The sequence below is a fragment of the Micromonospora costi genome, from assembly GCF_003626655.1.
Lineage (GTDB): Bacteria > Actinomycetota > Actinomycetes > Mycobacteriales > Micromonosporaceae > Micromonospora > Micromonospora costi.
This window is the reverse complement of sequence record NZ_RBAN01000005.1, coordinates 82,065-107,163: the sequence shown is the minus strand read 5'-3', so window position 1 is coordinate 107,163 and position 25,099 is coordinate 82,065. Positions and strand designations below refer to the sequence as shown.

Annotated in this window: 12 protein-coding genes; 6 read left to right on the top strand and 6 right to left on the bottom strand. The window is 71.8% G+C overall.

The features are described from left to right. The first annotated feature begins 3 nt into the window (after positions 1-3). The 3 genes from D7193_RS26235 to D7193_RS26225 all read left to right on the top strand — a co-directional run bounded on the left by D7193_RS26235 (position 4) and on the right by D7193_RS26225 (position 6,995). Positions 4-450 (top strand): hypothetical protein, encoded by a 447-nt coding sequence (locus D7193_RS26235; protein ID WP_147434456.1) that lies wholly within the window; start codon positions 4-6, stop codon positions 448-450. Between the two features lie 2 nt (positions 451-452). Beyond that, the gene (eccCb, locus tag D7193_RS26230; RefSeq protein ID WP_120782301.1) at positions 453-4,784 is read left to right on the top strand and encodes a type VII secretion protein EccCb; all 4,332 of its coding nucleotides are present in this window, start codon (positions 453-455) and stop codon (positions 4,782-4,784) included. A gap of 180 nt (positions 4,785-4,964) precedes the next feature. Beyond that, the gene (locus D7193_RS26225; RefSeq protein ID WP_120782300.1) at positions 4,965-6,995 is read left to right on the top strand and encodes a hypothetical protein; all 2,031 of its coding nucleotides are present in this window, start codon (positions 4,965-4,967) and stop codon (positions 6,993-6,995) included. A 99-nt stretch (positions 6,996-7,094) separates the two neighbouring features. Here the strand turns inward: D7193_RS26225 and D7193_RS26220 are convergent, their stop codons facing one another. Both D7193_RS26220 and D7193_RS26215 read right to left on the bottom strand, forming a co-directional pair. Beyond that, positions 7,095-7,526 carry a VOC family protein gene (locus D7193_RS26220; RefSeq protein WP_241563481.1) on the bottom strand — a complete coding sequence of 144 codons (432 nt, stop codon included), beginning with the start codon at positions 7,524-7,526 and terminating at the stop codon, positions 7,095-7,097. A 234-nt stretch (positions 7,527-7,760) separates the two neighbouring features. After that, positions 7,761-13,367 (bottom strand): GH92 family glycosyl hydrolase, encoded by a 5,607-nt coding sequence (locus D7193_RS26215; RefSeq protein WP_120782299.1) that lies wholly within the window; start codon positions 13,365-13,367, stop codon positions 7,761-7,763. A 474-nt stretch (positions 13,368-13,841) separates the two neighbouring features. Here D7193_RS26215 and D7193_RS26210 point away from each other — a divergent pair, with 474 nt between their 5' ends. Both D7193_RS26210 and D7193_RS26205 read left to right on the top strand, forming a co-directional pair. Further along, entirely contained in the window at positions 13,842-16,382 is a 2,541-nt protein-coding gene (locus tag D7193_RS26210) for an alpha-L-arabinofuranosidase C-terminal domain-containing protein (protein ID WP_120782298.1), read from the top strand. 11 nt (positions 16,383-16,393) lie between these two features. After that, positions 16,394-17,863, top strand: coding sequence for a family 43 glycosylhydrolase (locus D7193_RS26205; protein ID WP_120782297.1), 1,470 nt, complete (start codon positions 16,394-16,396; stop codon positions 17,861-17,863). Between the two features lie 28 nt (positions 17,864-17,891). Here D7193_RS26205 and D7193_RS26200 read toward each other — a convergent pair whose 3' ends face one another. Beyond that, positions 17,892-18,332, bottom strand: a complete 441-nt coding sequence (locus D7193_RS26200) for a VOC family protein (RefSeq protein ID WP_206611994.1) — start codon at positions 18,330-18,332, stop codon at positions 17,892-17,894. 172 nt (positions 18,333-18,504) lie between these two features. On the opposite strand from D7193_RS26200, the gene D7193_RS26195 reads away from it, so the two are divergent. Next, positions 18,505-20,145, top strand: coding sequence for a DUF4127 family protein (locus tag D7193_RS26195; RefSeq protein WP_120782295.1), 1,641 nt, complete (start codon positions 18,505-18,507; stop codon positions 20,143-20,145). A 79-nt stretch (positions 20,146-20,224) separates the two neighbouring features. Here D7193_RS26195 and D7193_RS26190 read toward each other — a convergent pair whose 3' ends face one another. The 3 genes from D7193_RS26190 to D7193_RS26180 form a co-directional block, all read right to left on the bottom strand. Further along, positions 20,225-20,407 (bottom strand): ribonuclease, encoded by a 183-nt coding sequence (locus D7193_RS26190; RefSeq protein WP_120782489.1) that lies wholly within the window; start codon positions 20,405-20,407, stop codon positions 20,225-20,227. Positions 20,408-20,543: 136 nt separating this feature from the next. Then, positions 20,544-22,796, bottom strand: a complete 2,253-nt coding sequence (locus D7193_RS26185) for a penicillin acylase family protein (RefSeq protein ID WP_120782294.1) — start codon at positions 22,794-22,796, stop codon at positions 20,544-20,546. 126 nt (positions 22,797-22,922) lie between these two features. Further along, entirely contained in the window at positions 22,923-24,932 is a 2,010-nt protein-coding gene (locus D7193_RS26180; protein WP_206611993.1) for a M14 family metallopeptidase, read from the bottom strand. Between the last annotated feature and the right edge of the window lie 167 nt (positions 24,933-25,099).

Here is a 25,099-nt window from a genome sequence, read left to right as displayed (position 1 = left end):
CCCGTGTCCGAACTCACCCTGCTCATCGAACCGACCGCGGAGCTGCCCGGCGACCGGGTGGACGCGCTCGCCGCCGGCCTCGCCGACGACCTGCGCACCGTCCGCGGCCTGCGTGTCGCACACGCCCAACGGCCGGCGGTCGGGCACGGCAAGTCGCCGCAGGCGTGGGAGCTGGGCATGCTCGTCGTGGGCGGGCTCTTCTCGGCCACCACCATGCGGGCCCTCGCCCAGATCGCCATCGCCTACGCCGACCGGATCAAGGCCCGTTCGATCCGGCTGCGCAGCGGTGACAACGAGTTGGTCATCACCGGCGCCACCCGGGTCGATCCCCAGCTCGTCGAGCAGGTGGCGCGGCTGCTGGCCCAGGGCGGCTCCGGGTCGTCCGATCCGACCACCGCCGCCCTGCCCGCCACGTCCCGCGACGGCGGGAGCGCCACCACCGGGAGCTGAGGATGGGCCAGCGACGGGCGCTGCTGATCGCCAACGACCGCTACATCGACGAGTCGCTCGCCGACCTGTACGCCCCGCGCGAGGAGGCCCGCGACCTGCTGAGCCTCCTCGCCGACGCGGACGTCGGCGCGTTCGACCAGACGGTGCTGCTGGAGAACGAGTCGAAGAGCTCCATCGAGCGGGCGATGGAGTCGATGCTCCGGGCGGCCGGGCCGGAGGACCTGGTCCTGCTCTACTTCTCCGGCCACGGCGTCCGCAGCAGCAAGCGGGGCCGGCTGCACCTGGCGGTCGCGAACACCGAGGTGGAGCACCTCTCGTCGACCGCGATCTCCGCCTCGTTCATCCGCGAACTGCTCGACGAGTGCGACGCCGCCAGTTCGGTCATCCTCCTCGACTGCTGCTACAGCGGCGCGTTCGAGGGGCACGGCCTCAAGACCACCGACGACCTGGCCATCGACGGCGAGCTGAAGACGGGCTACGGCCGGTACGTCATCACCGCGACGAACTCGGTGGAGCGGGCCGACGACGGGCGACCGGCCTCCGGGACCGAGCCGCGCCAACGCTCCGCGTTCACCGAGACCATCATCCAGGGGATCAGCACCGGCGCCGCGGACATCTCCGGGCAGGGCCGGATCACCCCCGACGACCTGTGGCGGTACGTGCACCTCGAACTGCCGAAGCGGTCGGCGCAGACGCCGTGCCACTTCGGCAGCGCGAGCGAGGAGATACACATCGCCCTGTCGCGGGAAGGCCAGCAGCGGCACCGCCGGCAACGGGACCAGCGGGAGCCGCGCCTGGGCGACCTGCTCGGCCCCCTCGAACCCGCCGAGGACGTGAAGTTGCAGGCCACCGAGTGGCGCCGGCGCGGGCTGCTCAAGGTCCCCGTGGGCCGGGTGCAGCGCATCGACCAGCCGGTCGGTGAGCCGGTCTGGCTGGATCTGGCGTCCTCCGACGGGCACCTGCTGGTGGTGGGGCGCGCCGGCACCGGCAAGACCACACTGCTGCGCACCATCATCGGCGGGCTCGCCCTCACCCACTCCGACGACGAGGTGGCGATCCACTGCCTGGAGTCGGGCGGAAACCGGCTGGGTCCCCTGCGTCGCCTGCCGCACGTCCGCGCGGTGCTCGGCGACGACGAGGTCGCCGAGGTCGGCACGCTGCTGGACCGCCTGGAGCAGGACGTCCTCGACCGCAAGCAGCTCTTCCGCCGGCACGAGCTGGAGTCGCCGACGATCCTGCGCGCCCGCCGCGCCGACCTGCGGACCGGCCCCTGCCCCGACGTGTTCCTGGTCGTCGACCGCTGGCACGACTTCGCCGCCCTGCTGCCCGACTTCACCTCACGCGTGGTCGACCTCGCCAACAAGGGCCTCGGCTACGGGATCCACGTCGTCATCGTCGAACGCAGCTGGCGGGTCATCCCCGAGGAGCTACGGGAGCTGCCCCAGATCCGCATCGAGACCCGGCTGTCGCAGCCGCACGAGTCGCTGGTCAATCCCGACCAGGCCGCCCGCCTGCCGGTGAACCTGCCCGGGTGGGCCATCCACGGCCGACGGACCTTCCGGATCGCGCTGCCCGACCTGGCGGCCGTTCCCGCCGACGGCGAGACCGACGCGGAGAGCGAGACGTTCGAGGGCGCCGGATCCATGGTGGCCACCATCGCCCAGGCCTGGGAGATGGCGTCCACGGACGTCCCGCTGGGACGGGAGTCGGGCAGGACCACACCGGCCGACCGGCCCGACGAGGCACTCCTCGTCCTCGGCGTGCGGGACCGGGCCGCGCTGTGGCAGTTCGAGGGTCAGCGCACCGATGCGGGCGCGGACCGGCTCAGGGTGCCCGTGGGTCTCGACGCGTACGGGCGGCCGGTGCTGCTCGACATCAAGGAGTCGGCGCAGGACGGCATGGGCCCGCACGGCCTCCTCGTGGGCGCCACCGGGTCCGGCAAGAGCGAACTGCTGCGGACGATCGTGGTGGCGCTCGCCGCGCGACACTCGTCCGACCAGCTCAACTTCGTCCTGGTGGACTTCAAGGGCGGCGCGACGTTCCGCCCGCTCGCCGGCCTTCCCCACGTCAGCGGGCTGGTCACCAACCTGGCCGACGACCTGACCCTGGTCGACCGGCTCGCGGACGCGCTGGCCAGCGAGCTGGTCCGCCGGCAGGATCTGCTGCGCGCGGCCGGCAACCACGCGAACCGGTCGGAATACGAGCACGCCCGGGAGGCCGGCGCCCCGCTGACGCCGCTGCCCAGCCTGCTGGTCATCTGTGACGAGTTCTCCGAGCTGCTCACCGCCAGGCCCGACTTCATCGACGTGTTCGTGCAGATCGCGCGCGTCGGTCGCTCGCTCGGCGTGCACCTCCTGCTCGCCAGCCAGCGGCTGGAGGAGGGCCGGCTGCGGGGGCTCGAGACGCACATGTCGTACCGGATCGGCCTGCGGACCTTCTCGGCCGCGGAGAGCCGCATGGTGCTCGGTGTGCCCGACGCGTACGAGCTGCCGCGCGCGCCGGGGCACGGCTACCTCAAGACCGGCACCGCGATGCACGCCTTCCGGGCCGCGTACGTCTCCGGGCCGGTCGGCGACCCGGACGACCAGGCGCCGCCGGAACTGCTCGGCCGCAGCCTCCTGGAGATCCTGGTCGAACGCCTGCGGGGCCGGGACGCCCCCGCGCACCAGATCTGGCTGCCTCCGCTGGCCGACCCGCCCAGCCTGGACGACCTGCTGGCGCCGCTGGTGCACCACCACAGCCGTGGCTTCTCGGCGTTGCGCGCCGGGGGGTCGCTGCGCGTACCGGTCGGCGTCGTCGACATGCCGATGCGGCAGGCCCGGGAGACGTTGTGGCTGGATCTGGCCGACAGCGGCGGCAACGTCGCCGTGGTGGGCGCGCCGCTGTCCGGAAAGTCCACGGTGGCCCGTGCCATCGTGGCGTCGTTGGCGCTGACCCACACGCCCCGGGAGGTCCAGCTCTTCTGCCTCGACTTCGGCGGCGGGGCCCTGCGCGCTCTCGAAGGGCTGCCGCACGTCTCCGGCGTGGCCGGCCGACGGGACACCGAGGCCGTACGGCGCACCGTGGCGGAGGTGACCGCCATCCTCGACGCCCGCGAGCGCGACTTCCCCCGGCACGACATCCCGTCCATGGCGGCCTACCGGTCCCGCCGCGCCGCCGGCGACGTCGCCGACGACCCGTTCGGTGACGTCTTCCTCGTCGTGGACGGCTGGCACACCCTGCGCCAGGAGTACGAGGAACTCGAACAGGTCGTGACCGACATCGCCCAGCGCGGCCTGGGCTTCGGCGTGCACGTGGTGCTCACCGCCGGGCGCTGGGCGGAGTTCCGGTTGACCCTGCGTGACCTGCTCGGCACGCGGCTGGAGCTGCGGCTCGGCGACCCCGGGGAGTCCGAGTTCGACCGTCGGGCCGCCGCGAACGTGCCGCGTACGCCGGGCCGCGGACTGCTGCCGGGCAAGCTGCACTTCCTCACCGCGCTGTCCCGCGTCGACGGCCGGCACGACGTCGAGGACCTGACCACGGCCACGGCGCAGCTCGTCAAGACGGTCGCGGAGGCGTGGCCCGGGCAGCCCGCGCCGCCGGTGCGCCTGCTCCCCAGCCGGCTGACGGTCGCCGAGCTCGACGCGCTGGTCGATCCCGCCGCACCCGGGATACCCGTCGCCGTGGACGAGGCGTCCCTCGCCCCGGTCAGCCTCGACCTGGACCGGGAGCCCCACCTCATCGTGTTCGGCGACGCGGAGTGCGGGAAGAGCAACCTGCTCCGGCTCATCGCACGGCAGATCGCCGCCCGGCGTACGCCGGCCCAGGCCCGGCTGATGATCGTCGACTACCGGCGCAGCCTGCTCGGCGCCGTCGACGGCGAGCACCTGATCCACTACGCGCCCTCCCAGCAGGTCCTCGCCCAGGGGATGACCGACGTGCGGCAGGCGCTGCACCAGCGCCTGCCCGGCCCGGACGTCACGCCCGAGCAGCTCCGGTCGCGCGGCTGGTGGACGGGCCCGGACCTCTATCTCCTGGTGGACGACTACGACCTCGTGGCGACCGCCGGCAACAACCCGCTCGGCATGCTCCTGGAGCTGCTGCCGCAGGCCCGCGACATCGGGCTGCACCTCATCGTGGCCCGCCGCGCCGGCGGCGCCGCCCGGGCCCTCTACGAACCCGTGCTGCAACGCCTGCGGGAGATGGACTCCCCGGGGCTGCTCATGTCGGGCAACCGGGACGAGGGTGCGCTGATCGGTGGCCTGCGGGCGCAGCCCATGCCGCCCGGCCGGGGCACGCTGGTGCGGCGCCGGGAGGGCGCGATGGTCGTCCAGACCGCCTGGTCGGAGCCCTGACCGGCGGCTTCGGGGCGGTGTCGGGGGAAGCGCTGCCCGGGGCGTCCGGCTCCCGCGCGACGCCGACCCTTGCCGAGAATTCCTCACGAGCGTAGGAAGAACATCTGCGCCGTGCCCCCGGGCCCACCACCGTCGGCTCCGCGCGTCCGTCCACTTCGTCCACCGTCGAAGGAGATGCGTGTGACCACCCCCAGACGGCTCCGTCTCGCCGTTTCCGTGCTGGTGACCGCCGGTGCCGTGCTGTTCGGCACGGCCGCCGCCGCGGCACCGCCCACGGCGCCGGCGTCGCACGGCACCTGCGACCCGATCGACCCGGCGGCGTGCCTGCTGCCGTTCCCCAACGACTACTTCACCGTGCCCGACCACCGCAGCCCCACCGGCAAGCGGGTACGTCTCGCGGCCTCCGCGATGCCGACCACCGTGCAGGGCACCCCCATCGACCCGACCGAGTGGAACCGGCAGGACGGCTTCAGCCCCGGCTCACCGATCCTGGTGCACGTGCCCGGCCTCGACGCCGCGGCCACGGGGATCGCCCCGGTCACCGACATCGGCCGCTCGCTGGCCCGCGACGCGCCGATCGTTCTGCTCAACACCGCCACCGGCGAGCGGACGCCGTACTGGGCCGAGCTGGACGCGCACGCCGCCGGCCAGCCCGACCGGCAGCTGCTCATCATCCGGCCCGCCGTCGCGCTGGCCGAGGGCACCCGGTACGTCGTGGGCCTGCGCGCCATGCGCGACCGTCACCGGGCGCTCATCCCGGCGCCGGCCGGCTTCCGGGCGTACGTCAGGGGGGCGGGTCTCGGGCACCGCGATCCCCGTGCCCCGCAGATGAAGCGCGTCCTCGCCAACCTGGCGACGGCCGGCGTCAAGCGTCACGACCTCTACCTGGCGTGGGACTTCACGGTGGCGAGCCGGCAGGGCCTCACCGGGCGGATGCTGGCTATGCGGGACGGGGCGTTCGGCGCCCTCGGCGCGGCCGCGCCGTCGTTCAGTGTCACCCAGGTCACCGACTACACAACGCAGCAGGACGCGCGGATCGCCCGGCAGGTGACCGGCACCGTCGCCGTTCCGTCCTACCTGACCGGCAGCGGCGGGCCGGGCTCCCGCCTGCACTACGGGCCGGCCGGCGGCGACGGAACGGCGCGCACGCCGGACGACCCGCCCACCCCGTCGGGCGCCACGCTGCGGGCCGACTTCGTGTGCAACATCCCGCGCAGCGCCTCCGCGGCCGAACCCGCCCACCTCTCGCTCTACGGCCACGGTCTGCTTGGCAAACCGACCGAGATCAACGCGGCCAACGTCAAGACGATGTCGGCGACGCACGACTTCACCTTCTGCGCCACCAGTTGGATCGGCATGGCCGACGCCGACGTCCCGTACGTGGCCGGCACCTTCACCGACCTCAGCGCCTTTCCCGCCGTCGCGGACCGGCTCCAGCAGAGCTTCCTGAACTTCCTGTTCCTGGGCCGGACGATGATCCACCCCGACGGGTTCGCGGCCGACCCGGCCTTCCAGGACGCCGGCGGGAAACCGCTGATCGACGCGGCCGGCGGGCTGCACTACGACGGCAACAGCCAGGGCGGCATCAACGGCGGCGCGCTCACCGCCATCGCCCAGGACTGGACCCGCTCGGTGCTCGGCGTGCCCGCCATGAACTACTCCACGCTGCTGCAGCGGAGCGTGGACTTCGCCCCGTTCCAGGCCATCATGGACGCGAACTACCCGGACCGGGCCGACCAGCAACTGATCTTCGCGCTGCTGCAGATGCTGTGGGACCGGTCCGAGGCGAACGGGTACGCCCAGCACATGACCGACCGGCCGTTGCCCCGCACCCCGGCGCACCGGGTGCTGATGCACGTGGCCTTCGGCGACCACCAGGTCTCCCCCGCCGCCGCCGAGGTGCAGGCGCGGACGATCGGTGCCCGCCTGCACACCCCGGCCCTCGCCCCCGGCTGGTCGCGCGACGTGCGGCCGTACTGGGGCATCGAACCGATCCACCGGTACCCGTACGCCGGCTCGGCCATCGTGATCTGGAACAGCGGTGCGGCGTCCGCGCCGCCGCCGACGAACCTCGCCCCGGTGGGGCCGGAGTACGGCGAGGACCCGCACGAGTTCCCCCGCGCCCAGGCCGCGGCGCAGCAGCAGAAGGCGACGTTCCTGCTGACCGGCAGGGTCGTCGACGTGTGTGCGGGCGGCCCCTGCCCGCGGTGACCGACACCGGATCGCCGAGGTGGCGGTGTGGCGACGCCACGAGCACCGCCACCTCGGCGAGACGGAGCCGAGAAACCGGAGTCGGTCAGGCCGGACGCCTCAGACGGCGAACACCTGGGAGTCGTCGGCGAACGCCTTGAACTCGAGCGCGTTGCCGGCGGGGTCGAGCAGGAACATCGTCCACTGCTCCCCGGGCTGCCCCGCGAAGCGCAGGTACGGCTCGATGACGAAGGCCGTGCCGGTGGCACGCAGCCGCTCGGCCAGCTCGTGGAACTCGGGGATGGTCAGCAGCAGGCCGAAGTGCGGGACGGGGACGTCGTGGCCGTCGACCTGGTTGTGCGCCGCCGTCCGTCGGCCAGGGGCGAGGTGCGTCACGAACTGGTGGCCGCGCAGGTTCCAGTCGATCCACGTCTCCGCGCTGCGGCCCTGCTCGCACCCGATGACCTCGCCGTAGAAGCGGCGGGCGGCGTCGAGGTCGTCGACGGGCATGGCGAGGTGGAACCGTGGGATGGACGAGGTGGGCGTGGTCACGGTGCTGCTCCTGTCTCGGGAGGATCGCCGGCGTCCGGTCGGCGCGGAAGCCGGTCGGGCCGCGTGGCTGCGGGGTTCCCTCACGAGCATGATGCCTCAGAGGCATATTGATGACTCTGAGGCATCACGCTCGCGGTGGGAGATGTGCCACCGGAAGCCGGCGGGGAGGTAGGGCCGGAAGCCGGCGGGGGCGGGCCGGAGACCCGACCCGCCCCCGCCGGGGTGCTACCGCCCTCAGCCTGTGACGGCGAAGGGCAGCGCGACCCGGGTGGCGGACGTCGCGCCCGCCAGCGTGACGCTGGTCGAGCCCTTCTTCGCCGCACCGGGCACGCTCACGGTCACACCGGAGATCACACCGTCACCGTTCGCGCGCACCGTGCTGGACGCGAGGCCGTCGCCGAAGGTGATGGTGACCGCCTCGTTCGGCGCGAACCCGGAGCCGTCGACCGTGATCGGCGTCTCCCGCGCTCCGGACGTGGTCGACAGCGCCACCTGCGGTTCGTACGCCCGTGCCGCCTGCTCCCCCGTCACCTGGACGGTGGCCGTCGCCGGCGTCCGGGTGGCGGAGCCGGTGGCCGTCAGGGCGTACCGGCCGGGCTGCGCCTCACGGGGCGTCGTGATCGAGGCGTGGATCTCGCCGGCCGCGGAGGCCACGACCGTCTCGGTACGCGCCGGGGCGGTCCCGAGCGTCACCGTCACCTGCTCGCCGGCGGCGAACCCGGTGCCGTCGACGCTGATCGCGGCGCCGGTGGTGACCGTGGCGGACGCGGACAGCGCCGTCTGGCGTCCGCCGGGGGCCACGGTCACGGTGAACGTGCCGGTCCGGCTCGACAGCCTGTCCCACACGGTGACGTGCACCGTGTACGTGCCCTCGCGGGTGTAGGTGTGCTGCCCGGTCAGGGCACCGGAGGAACCGATCGCGACGTCCTGCGGAACCGTGCCGTCGCCCCACTGGACGCGCGCGTGGTAGCCCGTCGTGTCGGGAACCCCGCCGGTCACCGCGCCGAGGTCGGCCGCGAGGGCCTGCCCGGCGGTGGCCGTCTGGTCGGCGGGCGCGGTGAGCGCCAGCGCGGCGGACGGCGTGCCGTCGTCGGCGACGGCGAACACGTGGATCCGGCCGACCGAACCGGGGTCGCCGGTCTGCGTCGGCAGGGTCACCGAGACGAGCGTCTTGCCCGCCGGGATCTGGTACGGCGCGGTGGCGAACAGGAACGGCTGGGCGCCGTCCCGGCTCGTGCCGAGCAGCCGGTACGCGGCCTTGGCCACCACGATGTTGCCGTACGACGGGGTGCCGTTGGCGTTGCCGCCCAGCGTCCAGTCGCTCATCTGGATCGGGATGCTGGCCGTGCTGCCGTCGCTGAACGTGGCCGTGCCGGTCGTGCTCTGGTTGCCCTGCGTACCGGCGCCGACGAACGAGATGCGCGTCGCGTCGGACGGCAGGTCGAGAACGATCGTCCGGCCGTTGCCGGTCGCGTTGTCCGGCTGGCCCGCCGGGATCTCCGGCAGCGTGAAGTGCAGCCCGGTGCCCGGCACCTCGTGCGGCTGGCCCTGGGTCACACCGGCCGCGGCGAGGGCCGCCCGCGAGTACGCCCACGACTTGGCGTCGCAGTTCGCCGCGCGCACGCCCTCGTCACCGATGCAGACGGTGTCGAACGCTGCGGTGAGGCCGGACGCCGGCGCGTAGGCCACGTCGACGCCGACCGTCACCGAGCCCTGGCCGGCGCCGTCGGTCACCGTGACGCTCGCCTGGTGGTAGCCCGGCGTGTCGTAGGTGTGCGCGCCGCTCACGCTGTACACGGCCCGCGAGCTCAGGGTCAGCGTGCCCTCGGTGACGGGCGACCCGTCACCCCAGTCGATGGTGGCCCGGTAGCCGGCGGCGGTGCCGCCGGTCACGGTGGCGAGCGGCACGGACACCGGCACGCCCGACGTCGCGTGGACGCCGTCCGCGGCGGTCACCGTGACGGCCCCGCCCGAGAGCTGGAGGTCGCCCCCGGCGAGCAGTTCGATCTCGGCGAGGTTCGCCTGCGCGGCGCCGGCGGTCTTCGTCACCACGAGGCGGAACTGGGCGAACCGTCCCGGGTGGCTGACCTTGAACGGACGGGTCTGGTTGCGCCAGGTGAACTCTTCGCCCTTGCGGGTGTCGAGGGTGGTCCAGGTGACGCCGTCGTTGGAGCCCTGCAGCCGCCAGTCCGCCGGGTCGCCCGCGGCCGCCCCGGAGGTGAGGGTGTAGTACATCGGGGTCTGCCCGACGCGCGAGGTCCAGGTGACCTGCGGCGTCGCCGAGGTGAAGGTCAGCTGCGTGGTGGACGAGTCGTCGAACAGCTTCGACGCGTCCTGGCCGCCGCTGGCGGAGGCGGTGCCGAGACCGGGGCCCGTGGTGTCCTGCAGGGGCTTCGGCGCGGCGTTGCCCTTGGTCAACGACGGCGGCGCGTCGTTGCGGCCGGTACCCCAGGACGAGGGGCGGGGACCCATCTGGATGTCGATGGTGCCGCCGTGGGCCAGCACCGACGAGTCGATGGAGACGCCGCGCTGCTTCTTCCCGTTGACGGTGACGCCCTGCACGTAGACGTTACTGGTGCTGTTGCCCGGCGCGTTGACGACGATGTCGCCGCCCTGGCGGTGGACGGTCATCCGGGTGAACTGCGGCGAGCCGATGGTCCAGTTGGACGAGCCGACCTGCAACGGGTAGAGGCCCAGCGAGCTGAGGACGTACCAGGCCGACATCTCGCCGTTGTCCTCGTCACCCAGGTAGCCCTGGCCGATCTCGCTGCCCACGTAGAGCCGCTGCAGGATCTCCCGCACGATCGCCTGCGTCTTGGCCGGCGCGCCGGCGTACGCGTACATGTACGGGATGTGGTGCGACGGCTGGTTGCTCATGCCGAGCTGGCCCAGGCGCACGGCCTGCGCTTCGAGCATCTCGTGGATGGTGGTGCCGTACCCGCCGGGGCGGTCGGCGTTCTCCGGGGTGGCGAAGAACTCGTCGAGCTTCTGCTGGAGCGCCTTCTGCCCGCCGTAGAGGTTGGCGAGGCCCTGGCCGTCGTGCGGCGTGGTGAAGGCGAAGTTCCAGCCGTTGGTTTCGGTGTAGACCCCGCCCCAGTCCCGCGGGTCACCGGTGCGGAACGTGCCGTGGGAGTCGCGGCCCTGGAAGAAGCCCTGGTCCTCGTCGAACAGGTTGACGTAGTTGCGGGCGCGCTGCAGGAAGTACTCCGACTCCTCCCTGAGCCGGTCGCGGTCCGCCTTCGGCGTGGCGTTGTCCTTGGCGAGCGCCGCGGCCATGTTGCCGATGCCGTAGTCGTTGATGAAGCCTTCGAGCGCCCACGAGACGGACTCGCCGGTGGAGGTCGGCGTGTAGCCCAGGAAGAGGGAGGTCTCGATGCCCTTGCGGCCGACCTCGCCGCGGCCGGACGCGACGGTGGCGTCCTTGACGGCGGAGTCGTACGCGGCGAGCGGGTCGGGCAGCGCGACGCCGTTGAGGTATGCCTCGGCCAGCGCCACGTTCGCGCTGGTGCCCGTCATCAGGTCGGCGTAGCCGGGCGAGGACCAGCGGGCCACCCAGCCGCCGTCGCGGTACTGCTGCACGAACCCGTCGGCGATCCGGGCCGCCACGTCCGGGTAGAGCAGCGAGTAGGCGGGCCACACGGTGCGGTAGGTGTCCCAGAAGCCGTTGTTGACGTAGATCTGGCCGTCGACGATCTTCGCGCCGGTGTGGGTGGCGGTCGACGTGCCCGTCGGCGCCGACACCGGGCTCGCGTACTGCCAGCGCGGGGCGGCGGCGGTGCCGGTGTTCTCCGACTGCGAGTTCGGGTACAGGTTGAGCCGGTACAGGTTCGAGTACAGGGTCACGAGCTGCGTCTCGGTGGCGTCGCGTACCTCGATCCGGCCGAGCCGGTCCTGCCAGGCGGCGGTGGCGGCGGCGCGGATCTGGTCGAAGCCGCGACCGGTGACCTCCAGGTCGAGGTTCTTCTTCGCCTGGTCGACGGAGAGGAACGAGGTCGCGAGGCGCAGCGTCACCTGCCGCTCGGCCGAGGTGTCGAACGTGGCGGCCGCGGCGGACGAGGTCGTCGGCGCCCGGTCGAAGGCGCCGGACACGAACATCCGGCTACGCCCGGCCGAGAAGCCGCTTCCGTTGTCGACCCAGCCCGTGAACGTGCCGTCCGTGCCGATGGTGAACGTGCCGTTGTAGAAGACGAGGCTTCCCGTGGCCTGCCCGGACGGGAAGGTGAACGTCATGATGCCGCCGTGGTCGGTGGGCGACATCTGCGCGACCAGGCCGTTCTGTAGCGTGACCTGGTAGAAGTCCGGTCGCGCGATCTCGTCGTCGTGGCTGAAGGCCACGGCGCGGGTGCTGGGCGCCCCCGTGAGGGATCCGCCGGCGAGCACCGGCATGACCGACATCTGGTTGCGGTCGCCCATCCACGGGCTGGGCTCGTGCGAGATCGCGAGGCCCTGGAGCGTGGGCAGGTTCGCCGCGTTGTTGAACCGCTGGTAGTCGTACTCCCAGGAGTCCGACGTGGCGTTCGTGACCGGGGTGAAGAAGTTGAAGCCGTTCGGCACCGCCGAGATCGGCAGGTTGTTGCCCCGCGAGAACGCGCCCGAGGCGTTGGTGCCGCGCCGGGTGTCGACGAAGTTGGTGAGGTGGGAGCCGTCGATCGGCGTGGTCGTGCCGGTCACCGTGACGTCGTCGAGCCAGCCCTGGAAGTGGGTCTCGGCGGTCGCGGCGGGGTCGTCGTACGAGAGCAGGATCCGGTCGATCGTCTTGCCCTCGGCCACGGCGCCGATGTCGGACTGCACGGCGTTCCACTGGTCGGCGTAGAGCACCTTGGCGGCGCCCTGACCGGCCGCGGTGAGCGGGTAGCCGTGCTGGTCGAGGGGCGAGAGCCGGCTCAGGTAGGTGCCGTCGGTGAAGTGCAGGTCGACGGCCGCGTACGTGGACGGGTACCGGGTGTCCTTGCCGGTGAACTCGGGGAAGATCTTGTAGGACAACCGGGTCTTCGGCCCGACCGGGATGTCGACGTCGAAGAGCCGGTTGGTGGCGTACGAGCGGCCGGCGGCCTCGGCGCCGCCGGAGTACCTCAGGGACGCCAGGCCGGTGAATCCGGCGCGTGGCTTCATGTTGTAGCCGCTGACCGGTCCGGTGCCGACCTCGGTGCGCATCGGGGTGGCGGGCGGCCGGACGTCGGAGCCGTCGCTGATGTCCCAGTCGGCGAGCTGGATGAGGGAGTCGCCGGAGTTCGCGGTGACGTTCAGGCGGTACCAGCCGTAGGCGGTGGTGTTGGTGAAGCTGTAGGTCTTGGTGGCGAACCGGCCGCCGAAGCTCTGCCCGGTCTGCCGGTCGAGGTCGGTCCAGGTGCTGCCGTCCTGGGACCCCTGGAGGGTGAAGTCCTTGGGGTCACGTGCCGGGACGTCGTTCGCGGAGGTCAGGGCGTACCGCACCACGGCCGACGGCTCGGCCAGCCGGTAGGTCACCCAGCCGGTGGGGTTGAACGCCAACCACTTGGTCGACGGGTTGCCGTCGGCGAGGCGCAGGGCCGTCTCGTTCGGCGCGTTCTCGGCGCTCGCGGTGACCGCGCTGACGCGGCCGAGCAGGCTGCCCGGGAGTCCGGTGAGACTCGACCCGCTCAGGTTGCCCTGCACGGGCCGGCCGCTCGCGTCGAGTTCCACCGTGCTCGCGGGGGGTTGGGGGTCTGCCGTCTCGAAGGACGAGCGGAAGTTGCCGGGCGGTGGCGCGGCCGGACCCGCCGACGCGGGTGCGGCGACGAGCAGGCTCGCCGGCAGCAGGGCAGCGGCCGTCGCCGCGATCAGTCGAGCTGATCGGGAACGGGTGAGGGAACGTCGTGACATGGGGATGGCAAGCCTTTCGACTCGATCCGGGTCGAGTGCGCGAACGTGCTGTTGATGATTCCGGTGTGAACGGAAAACCGCCGGGGGCAGGTGACGCACACCCGGACCATGGAGTCTCCTTCGGAGGCGCGGCCTGACATCGTTGTCACACGGACTCGTGACGGACGACGGCAGGAGCGGTGGACTGCGGGCTGATAGTTCCGGGCGGAGCACGGCCGTGTCAATAAGTTCATCGGCGCGAAACCTGCGCCAGGCCGAAGCGTCGCGTGGCACCGCCGGCCGAACGTTAACATCGCCCGCAGTCGCTTGAGCCCTTCCCGCCGTCCAAAACGGACATCGGCGCAGCTAGCGATATTGACAACAGTGAACGTGCTGCATATGTTGGCCCTCGACCGGTCGATGTTAGCGCTCACTTGCCTGGCGCCCGCCCTCCCCCACCACCACCGCACGCCCAGGACAGGGAGGCCCGTCCCCATGCGCACCCATCGCCTCGTCGCGGCCCTGGTCACCGGACTCGTCGGGACGGCGCTGTACGTTGCCGTCCCCGCTCGCGGCGCCGACACGCCGGCGGCCCTCGACTACACGATCACCGTCGACGCGAAGGGCTCCGGCCCCGCCATCGACCCCGACATGTACGGCGTCTTCTTCGAGGACATCAACCGGGCCGCCGACGGCGGGCTCTACGCCGAACTCGTCCAGAACCGATCCTTCGAGTACCTCCCGGTCGACAACCGCGCCTACACCGGCCTCACGTCGTGGAGCGCGATCGCCTCCGCCGGCGGCAGCGGCAGCATCGCCGCCGTCGACGACGCCGCCCGGCTCAACGAGCGCAACCGCACCTACCTGAAGGTGGCGCTCACCAACACCGGTGAGGGCACCTACGGCGCGCTGAACTCCGGCTACAACACGGGCATCGCGCTCCAGGCCGGCAAGAGGTACGACTTCTCGGTCTGGGCCCGCACCGACGCGGCGACCGGCACGCCGCTCACCGTGACCCTGCGGGACCAGGGCGGCCTCACGGCGTACGCCGCCCCGGTCCGGCTGACCGTCCACGGCGACACCTGGCGCGCGTACTCCGGGACGTTCGTGGCCACCGGCACGACCGACGCGGCGCGCCTCGCGGTCGAGGCCGGGGGCACCGGGACCCTGCGCCTCGACATGGTGTCCCTCTTCCCCCGTGACACCTTCATGGGCCGCCCCAACGGTCTCCGGCGGGACCTCGCCGAGAAGATCGCCGCACTCGAACCGCGTTTCATCCGCTTCCCCGGCGGATGCCTGGTCAACACCGGCAGCATGTACGGCTACACCGCCGAGGACGGCTGGCAGCGCGCCCGGTCGTACCAGTGGAAGGACACGATCGGCCCGGTCGAGCAACGGGCCACCAACGCCAACTTCTGGGGCTACAACCAGTCCTACGGCCTCGGCTACTACGAGTACTTCCAGTTCGCCGAGGATCTCGGCGCCAAGCCGGTGCCCGTCGTGCCGGCGTTGGTCACCGGCTGCGGCCAGAACCGGGCCGTCGACGACGAGGCCCTGCTGCGGCGGCACATCCAGGACACCCTCGACCTCATCGAGTTCGCCAACGGCCCGGCGACCTCGACGTGGGGCGCGAAGCGCGCGGCCATGGGCCACCCGCGGCCGTTCGGCCTCGACCGGATCGAGGTCGGCAACGAGGAGAACCTGCCCGACGCCTTCATGGCGCGTTTCGTGCAGTTCCGCGACGCCATCAAGGCCCGGTACCCCGGCATCACCGTCATCAGCAACTCCGGGCCGGACGACATCGGCACCACGTTCGACCGGGCCTGGGAGCTCAACCGCGCCAACGGTGTGGAGATGGTCGACGAGCACTACTACAACAGCCCCAGTTGGTTCCTGCAGAACAACCGACGCTACGACAGCTACGACCGCAACGGTCCCAAGGTGTGGCTGGGCGAGTACGCCTCGCAGGACAACAAGCTCTCCAACGCGCTCGCCGAGGCGGCGTACATGACCGGTCTGGAGCGCAACGCCGACGTCGTGACGATGGCGTCCTACGCCCCGCTGCTCGCCAACATCGACTACGTCCAGTGGCGACCGGACCTGATCTGGTTCGACAACGACCAGTCGTGGGGCTCGGTCAGCTACGAGGTCCAGAAGCTGTTCATGACCAACGTCGGCGACCGGGTCGTGCCCAGCACCGTACGCGGAGCGGTCCGTGCGCCCGAGCCGGTCACCGGCGCGGTGGGTCTGTCGACCTGGCGCACCGCGGCGAGGTACGACGACGTCGCGGTCACCTCGGCCGACGGCACGCCGCTGTTCTCCGACGACTTCTCCGCCGGCGCCGACCGCTGGACGCCCCTCGCGGGCCGCGGGACGTGGTCGGTGGTCGACGGCGCCTACGTGCAGTCCGACACGTCGGCCGAGAACACGATGGTCGAGGCGGGCGACGAGAGTTGGCGCGACTACGACCTCAGTGTGAAGGCGACCAAGCTCTCCGGCGCCGAGGGGTTCCTCGTCGGCTTCGGGGTGCGGGACACCGGCAACTACTACTGGTGGAACCTCGGCGGCTGGAACAACACGCAGGGTGCGGTGGAGAAGGCCGTCGACGGCGCCAAGACCACGCTGATCGCCAAGCCCAACACCATCGAGACCGGACGCACCTACGACATCACGGTCCAGGTCCGCGGCACGACGGTCACCCTGCTGCTCGACGGGCAGGTGTGGGGCAGCTTCGACGACGACGCCGTCACCGAGCCCTTCGCGCAGGTGGTCACCCGGGACGTCGCGGCCCGCCAGCTGATCGTGAAGGTCGTCAACGCCCAGGACGCACCGGCGCGGACCACGATCGACCTCGGCGACGTACGCGTCGCGAACACCGCGCGGATGACCGTCATCAGCGGTGACCCGGAACAGCTCAACACCCGCACGGCGCAGCCGATCAAGCCGGTGACCAGCACCATCAAGGGTGTCGGAGGCACCTTCACCCGGACCTTCGAACCGCACTCGGTCACCTTCATCCGGGTGCAGACCAGGTAGGAGCAGCAGCGATGACCAGGCACCTCAGCCGGCGTACGCTCCTGCGCGGCGGTGTCGGTGTGGCGGCGACCGGACTGGTCCTGCCCACCGCCGCCCGGGCCGCGCACGCGACTCCCCCGCCCGTACGCACCGACGCCGAGATCTACGGCGCCCCGACGACCAACCCTCTCGTGTGGCAGCGGGCCGACCCGTTCGTCACCCCGCCCACCGGCGGCCGCTACTTCTTCACGGCGTCCGTGCCGGAGTACGACCGGCTCATCGTGCGCGCCTCGCCGACCATCGAGGGGCTGGGCACCGCCGCGGAGACGGTCATCTGGCGCCGTCCCGCCGCCGGGAGGATGGGCGGGCACATCTGGGCGCCCGAACTGCACCGGATCGACGGCCGCTGGTACGTCTACTTCGCCGCCGGCGACTCCGACAACGTCTTCCGGATCCGCATGTACGTCATGGAGTCCACGGCCGCCGACCCGCGCGAGGTGAGCGGCTGGTCGGCGCCCCGCCAGATCGTCACGCCGTGGGACAGCTTCGCGCTCGACGCCACCACCTTCGCCCACGGCGGCCAGCGCTACCTCGTCTGGGCGCAGAGCGAGCCGGAGATCAGCTCCAACAGCAACCTCTACATCGCGCGGATGACCTCGCCGTTCACCATCACCGGCAGGCCGGCGCGGATCGCCACCCCGACGAAGTCCTGGGAGGTGCAGGGCTTCCGCGTCAACGAGGGCCCGGCCGTCCTCACCCGCAACGGCCGGATCTTCGTCACGTTCTCGGCCAGCGCCACCGACGCCCGCTACTGCATGGGACTGCTGACCGCGGACGCGCGCGCCGACCTGCTCGACCCCGCCACCTGGAGCAAGAACCCGGACCCGGTGTTCACCACGAACGAGCAGACGAACCAGTACGGCCCGGGGCACAACAGCTTCACGGTGGCCGAGGACGGCGAGACGGACGTGCTCGTCTACCACGCGCGCGACTACCGGGACATCGTGGGCGACCCGCTCTACGACCCCAACCGGCACGCCAGCGCGCAGCGCCTCTACTGGCACGAGGACGGCACCCCGCTGTTCGGGGTGCCGGTGGGCGCCGGCGGGCCGATCGTCCGGCTGTCACCGGCCGACGCCCCGTCCACCGTCGTACGCCATTACGCGTACGTGCTGCGGGTCGACCGGGACGTCCGGGAGCTGGCGGACACGCAGTTCCGGTTCGTGCCCGGACTGGCCGGCGAGGACACCGTGTCGATCCGGTCGGTGAACTTCCCCGACCGCTACTGGCGGGTGGACGGCGCGAGCCTGCGGATCGACCCGGTCGAGGACGGGGACGCGTACGCCGCGCAGGCCAGTTTCCGTCGGGTGCGGGGCCTCGCGAACCGGAACGCCGTCTCCCTGGAGCTGTCGGACCGGCCGGGTGTCTACGTCCGGCACGCCGGGGGCGGCCTCACGGTCGACGGGCCGGCCGGATCGAGGTCGACGTTCTGGCTGGGCTGAGCCACGCGGCCGGCCCGCCCGGCGGCGGTCAGCCGAGCTGTTCGGCCAGCGCCACGATGATGCCCTCGGGGCCGCGGACGTAGCAGAGCCGGTAGATGTCCTCGTACTGCGCCACCTCGCCGACGAGGTCGGCGCCGTGGGCGCGCAGGCGCGCGACGACCTCGTCGATGTCATCGACCGCGAACATGATGCGGCGGATGCCCACGGTGTTCGCGGGTGCGTCCGCCGGCTCGGCCCGGATCGCCGCCGGTGTGTGGAACGTCGTGAGCTCGAGCCGTCCGTGGCCGTCCGGGGTCCGCATCATGGCGATGTCGACCCGGACGTCGGCGAGCCCGACGACGCGGTCCACCCACCGTCCCTCGACCGGCATCTCGCTCTCCACCTCCATGCCGAGTTCGCCGAAGAACGCGATGGCGGCCGCGAGGTCTTCGACGACGATCCCGACGTGGTCCATCCGCTGAATCGTCACGATCCGGAGCGTATTCGACACCGGAGGGTGCACCGGTGAGGCGACACGGCCTGCTCAAGATCCGCGCGGCCTCTTGACAGTACGTGAGCCAGCCACGCACCATCCCCTCGCAAACTCACTGCTAATACGTATTAGCACGGCGCGACGGACGCCCGCAGAGACGGAGAGCAGAGTGAAACGACGTACCCTCCTGGCCGCCGGTGTGGCCGGCCTGACCACCGCGACCGTGGGCCGACCGGCGTTCGCCGGTTCCCCCGCGCGGCGGCCAACGGTGGCCCTGGTTCCGCTGGACGACCGGCCGGTCAACACGTACTGCCCGCAGATGACCGCGGCCAGCGCCGGCGCGCGGGTGACGCTGCCGCCCCGCGAGCTGCTGGGCCGCTTCTTCGTTCCCGGGGACGGCGCCGCCATCGCCCGCTGGCTGACCGCCACCGACGACGTCGACGGATACGTGATCTCGGTGAGCATGCTCGCCTACGGCGGCCTGATCGCCTCCCGCACCGCGGGCCCGTCCCTGGACGCCGCCCTGGATAACCTGGCCGCGATCCGTACCCTGCGCTCATCCCGGCCGGACGCGGTGATCGAGGTGCACGACACCATCCAGCGGCTCGCCATCACCAGCACCGGAACCGAGCTGGACACCTACCGGAACGCGCTGGTCGACTGGGCGAAGCTCTACGACCAGGTGGTCAACCTCGGGCAGGAGGAGCTGCGGCCGCGGCTCGACGCGCTCCGCGCGCAGATCCCGGACCAGGTCGTCGAGGACTACCTGGCCGCCCGCGCCCGTAACCACCAGGTCAACCGACTGATGATCGAGTGGGTCGCCGACGGCACCATCAGCCACCTGGTGCTGTCCGAAGACGACACCGCGCCGGTCGGCCTGGCCCGGGCGGAGCGGGTCGAGCTGGAGGCGATGGTGACCCAGCTCGGCGTGGGCGACCGGGTGGAGATCTTCCCGGGGGCCGACGAGGTGGACGCGCTGCTGGTCGCGCGGGTCGTGGCCGCCGGCGCGGCCCCCACCTACCGCGTGGAGTACGCGGGCGTGTCGGGCGAGGACTGGACCGCCCAGCTCGAGGGCGTCCCGTTCGCGGAGAACATCCGGCGGCACGTGGCCGCGGTGGGCGGACGGGTGGTCGACGGTGACGCCGACCTGGTCCTCGCCGTGAACACGCCATCGACGGGGCCGGAGCGGCGGGCCGCCGACCTCGACGCGTTCGTCGGCCGGATCGGCGAGCTGCTGACCGCCGGCGCCCAGGTGATCGTGGTGGACCCGCTCATCGTGAACAAGGCGGACCACGACCTGGTCGCGCGGATGGAGTCCCGCCTGGACCTCGCGGCGCTGCTGTCGTACTCGGGGTGGAACACCGGCGGCAACGCTCTCGGCCTGGCCCTCGGCCACGGCACCGCGCGCTGGGCGTACCTGCGCTCCACCGATCGGGGATCCGGGGTGCCCGAGCTGCGCGAGCCGGGCCTCGCGCACGCCGAGTACCTGCTCTACCGGTTCGTCAAGGACGACCCGTGGAAGAACGTGGTGCAGGTCGAGGCGTACGCGCACGCGCGGGCCCAGGGGTGGGACCCGCTCGCGCTCACACCCGAGCAGAAGACCTACTTCGACGGCTGGGTACGCGACCGGCTGGTGCCGATCACCGAGCGGTACTTCGCCGACCACTTCGCCGGACACCGCGTCGTGCTCGGTCGTCGGGGCGCGAAGACGTTCACCGCGACCCTGGCCCGCTTCGAGTCGGCCCGTGTCGAGCTTGCGTGGGACCGGCTGTTCGAGGTGATCCTGGAGCCTCGGCTGCGGCTGTCCTGACGGGCCGCCGCCGGCCGCCCCCCCACCGGCGCGCGAGCCGCCCGGACGGGCTCTCCCCGTCCGGGCGGCTCGTGTCGGCCTACTCCTCCGGGATGCCCGGCCCGACCTCGCCACGCCTCAGGTGCTCGGCGTTGCGGTCGGCCTCGCTGTTGGCGTGCGCCGCCCCCTCCCCGGGATCCCGCGTCCGGCGCCCTTCGGCGTCCTGGAACACCTCGCCGCGCTCGAGCGCCTGTTCCTGCTGGCTCTGCTCTGGTGTGGTCACAAGCGCCCCAATACCCTGCGCCCGCACCAGCAAACGCTGCTCCCCGGGCCCCGCCCGCGACCAGGCCGGACACGGCGGCCGGCCGGACCGGCGGGGGTACGCCGCGAGCGCGGGCGGACCCCCACCGGTCAGCGGCTCATCGCGCGCCCGGCCGGTAGCGCCGCTCGACGTGGCCCTTCAGGTCCTCCGGGTAGAAGTAGACGGGCCGGAGGTCGCCGCTGGCGTAGCGCTCGACCTGGTCGTCGAAGTGCGGCGAGTCGGGGTGGCCGCTCGCGCCACCCGCGGTCACCGCCCAGGCGCGCAGCCGGGGCCCGAACTCGACCACCGCCACGAAGCTGTTGCCGCTCGTGCCGTAGTAGCGCTTCGTACCCGGGTACCGCCGCGCCCCGAAGGATGCGAGGGAACCCCACTGCGCCGACGTGAACGGTACGGGGAAGCTGGGCTTGGCGTCGTCGAACGTCTGGGTGATGGCGCCGTCGTTGCGCTGGAACCGGTTGATCTCACCCCAGGGCACCTGCCAGCCGCCGAAGTCCTGCGTGAGCCGCGCGACGGCCGCGTCGAGCGCGGTGAGCCGCTGCGCGTCGGTGGCGCGCTCGGCCAGGTAGTCCCACATCGACATGCCGGCGTCCCGCGCCGCCTGGGACAGCGGCGCCCAGAGCGCCTCGCCCCAGAACACGGCCAGCGAGGTCGCGGTCGACTCCGCGCCCCAACGGTGGTCCCAGCCGCGCAGCAGGTCGACGGGCGCGGCGAGCCTCGCCCTCTGCTGGTCGCCGGCGGGCAGCTTGTCCCACGCGGCGACGAGCTGCGGCACGAGCCGGGCGAATGCCGTGAGGTAGCGGTCGAACGCGGCCGCGATCAGCGTCTGGGGCGTGAAGTCCCGACGTGCCGACAGCACCCGGATCGCCTGCGGACCGCGCGGGTTCTCGCCGGCCTGGTCGAAGTAGCGCGGGTAGTCCTCGGCCCGCGGGCTGTCCGCGCCGGCCGCCGTCCACGGCCAGTTGTTCGTGTTGAACGCCCAGCCGTTCTCCGGGTTCACCGCCTGCGGCAGGCTGCGCAGGCTGTGCAGCCCGTGCCAGTCCGTCGCCGGGTCGCTGCCGTCCACCGGCCTGCGGTAGTCGAAACGGTCGTCGCGGACCGGCATGAACTGCGGCACCAGGAAGGCGATCTCGCCCTTGGTGTCCGCGAACAGCGTGTTGTTCGAGCTGTTGGCCTTGAGCCCGGCCACCTGCATGTAGTCCGCGTAGTCGCGGGTCTTGGTGCGCAGGAAGCTCTGCTGCAGCGCCTCGACGGGCTTGTTCATGAGCGCGAACGCGATCCACTTGCCGTCCGCCTCGCGCACCACGGGGCCGTGATGGGTGGCGTACGTGGTGAAGGTGCGCTTCGCGAGCCCGCCGTCGTCGGTGCGGTACGACAGGCTGATCGTCTTTGTCGTCACCGGTCGCAGGGCGTCGCCGTAGCGGTAGTAGCGGCGGCCGTGGTCGCCGATGACGACGGTCTCGGCGAACTCGTCGACGTTGTCGACGCCGCTGGAGGTGTGCATCCATCCCGTGTTGGCGTTGAAGCCCTGGTAGATGAAGAACTGTCCCCACGTGGCGGCGCCGTAGGCGTTGAGCCCCTCGTCGCTGGTCACGTGCTGCTCGGAGCGGAAGAAGAAGCTCGTGTGCGGGTTGATCAGCAGCAGCGCGTGGCCGTCGCGGGTGTGGCTGGGTGCGATGGCCATGCCGTTCGACCCCGAGGGCTCCCGGAACAGCAGGCCGCGCTCGTCGTCGGTCATCTCCACCGGCCGCTTGTCGTAGAAGGCCTCGAGCTGCGTGAGCGGCACGCGCTCGATGTCGCCGCCGATGCTGCCCTCGGAGAAGCTGAGCGGCATCCACGGCTCGAACCGACGGATCACCCGGGGCCGCACCTCGGGGTGGGTCGCGAGGTAGTAGTTCAGTCCGTCCGCCCACGCCTGCATGAGCTTGCGTAACCAGGCAGGGCTCCGGGCGTAGTCCCGCTTCAGCTCGTCCGGGTCGATGAACAGCCGCTGCCGCAGGTCCTGCCAGATCGCGCCCTGGCCCTCGGCCTCGGCGAGGCGGCCGAGGCTCACCAGGTAGTTGCGCTCGATCCGGTCGAAGTCGTCCTCGGCCTGGGCGTACATCATCCCGAACACCGCGTCGGCGTCAGTCCTGCCCACGACGTGCGGGATGCCCCAGTCGTCGCGGGTGATCGTCACGCGCTCCGCCTGCCGGCGCCAGCGGCCGAGGTCCGGCGGGGTCCTGACGGGCGTGGCGGACGCGGCGGCGGGCGACAGGCCCGCGGTGACGGCCGCGGCTCCCGCGGCCAGTCCGGCTGCTCCGCCGAGGATGCGGCGGCGGCTCAGGTGGCCGTCGTTCTGCGTGGTGCTCATGTGGTGCTTTCTCCTCAGGAGGTGAAGGGGTGGTGCGGGGGTCGGCGACCGGTGCCGCGGTGGGCGGTGCGGCGGGCGACACGGGTGAGCGCCGCCCCGGGGTGCGGCGCGGCGCTCACCTCGCGATCAGCCCAGTCGTACGGAGGTGCTGTCCAGGCCGCCTCGGACGCTGACGGCCTTCACGGTGACGGTGTCGCTGCCGGCCTTGGCCAGCCGGAGGCGGACCTTCTGGCGGTCCCCACCGTCCAGGTAGAACTCGGGAGCCGCACCCACGGTGCGGGCGCCCTCCACCGTGACGGTGTCCGGCGCGACGATCTTGATTTCCTTGGCCTGCTCCAGGGCCGTCGGGATGCGGCCGGTGTTGCGGACCGTGGCGGTGATCTCGTGCGTCGCCCCGTCGTCCTGGGAACCCCGGAGCTTGTTCACCCGGACGTCGGTGAGGTCGACCTGCGGCAGCGACTCGGTCAGGTACAGGTTGAACCGTGCCTGGTTGGCCGCCCACTGGCCGATCAGGTCGGCCGAGGGGTTCTGCGACCAGAACTTGGGGTTGATGCCGCCGATCTCGACGGCGCCCAGCGCGGGGTGCTCCGCCTTCGTCCAGGGCAGGAAGCAGTTGGTGCGACCGTTCTCCGCGCACCACCGCGACCGCTCCCAGTCGGCGTACCGGCCGTCCTTGTCGTAGTCGACGTAGTCGCCGCCGTTCCAGATCTCGTCGCCGTACCAGACGGCGCCGTACTGGAAGTAGCCGAAGTCCGGACCGTGACCGAACAGTGCCTCCGGCTCGCCGCCGTTGCGGGTGGCGTAGTCGATGTAGACGCTGCCCGCGTTCCGGTAACCGGTGAAGGAAACGCCCGCCTTGTCGAAGTGCTCGTAGAGCTTGCGGTCGCTGGAGTACATGCACTCGTCCGGGTCGCAGGTCGACGGGCCCCGCAGGTGCATCGGCACCCGGGTGTCCATGCTGTTGACGGCGCCGATGTTCGTGTGCGCCATCAGCCAGGTGTAGACGTGGCGGGTCTCCGGCTCCGACAGCGGGTACTCGCCGGCGCCGCCCTGGGTCAGGTTGCGGCCGGTCGCGTCGTCCTCCGGCATGACGTGCCAGTTGTACGGGTAGTTGCGGTGGAGGTCGAGGCCGCCGACGCCGTCCTCGTTGTAGCGGCCGTCGCCGTCGTTGTCGGTGCCCTCGGAGAACATGAGGTAGTCACCCTTGCCGGCGCCGACGCTGAGCATGGCCTTCCCTGCCGGGTCCCGCTCGTCGACGACGTGGGTGCCCTTGCCGGCGCCCACGTACTGGCGCATCTGGCTCAGGTACCCGTCACCGTTCAGGTCCTCCCCCGGGTCCTCGTCACGCCGGCCGTCGCCGTCGTTGTCGTACGGCCGCACCGTCGACCGGTTGGTCTGGGCGGTGTACAGGTACATGTCGTGGCCGTCCGGGTTGTTCACCGGGCGGATGTAGACGGTCTTCTCGTCGAGCAGCCGGTCGACCTTCTTGTCCCTGCCGGCCTGCGTGATGAGGTGGTGGGCCAGCCAGAGCGAGCTCTCGGCCGAGGAGGTCTCACCGGAGTGCCGGTTTCCCTCGAAGTACGCGGCCGGCTTGTCGGTGTCCTTGCCGGTGGACTTGTCGGTGATGGTGAGCTGGTAGATCGGCTGGCCGCTGTAGCTCTCGCCGACGATGTACAGGTCGACGATGTCGGGCCGCTCGTGCGCCCACTTGCGCAGCCACCACTGGATCTCGATGCCGGTGTGGAAGTGGTCGAAGTCCATCCGGCCCGGCACCTTCGGCTGCACCTGGTCGTAGTTGACGACCCGGAACGTGCTCTCCCCGTCCCGTTGGCCGGCGATGGTGATGGTGGGGGTCGTCGGCGTCACGCTGCCGGGGAAGGGCCCCGGATCCTGCGGGGGCTGCAGGCCGACGGTGTAGGTGGGTGCGGCGGACAGGGCGGCGTCGCCCAGCGGGTCCGCGCCGCCCGGGCCCCAGAGTGAGGCCGATCCGGCGGCGAGGGCACCCGCCGTCAGGATCGCGAGCATGGTGGTGGGGCGCAGGAGGATCCGCCTCTTCCTGGGCGGGGGCGCGATCGCGCTCTCGTGGTGGCTGGCGTGCGGCTGGTCGGACGAAGAGTGTGGAACGTCGGAGCCCACGGTGAAATCTCCCGGTGTCACGTCGGTGGTTGCCCACGGCCGACAGGCAGGGCATTGACTCGGTGTGGGGGGCGCCGCCCGATGGCTACTCGAGTGGGGATCACCGTAATCGGCTCGTCCATGGATGTAAATATCCATCTGACCTTTGGTCCTTACGCCCAGCGCGA

Coding starts and splice junctions, on each gene's coding strand:
- eccCb (WP_120782301.1), top strand. CDS start 453: ATGGGCCAGCGACGGGCGCTGCTGATCGCCAACGACCGCTACATCGAC.
- D7193_RS26215 (WP_120782299.1), bottom strand. CDS start 13,367: ATGTCACGACGTTCCCTCACCCGTTCCCGATCAGCTCGACTGATCGCG.
- D7193_RS26210 (WP_120782298.1), top strand. CDS start 13,842: ATGCGCACCCATCGCCTCGTCGCGGCCCTGGTCACCGGACTCGTCGGG.
- D7193_RS26205 (WP_120782297.1), top strand. CDS start 16,394: ATGACCAGGCACCTCAGCCGGCGTACGCTCCTGCGCGGCGGTGTCGGT.
- D7193_RS26185 (WP_120782294.1), bottom strand. CDS start 22,796: ATGAGCACCACGCAGAACGACGGCCACCTGAGCCGCCGCCGCATCCTC.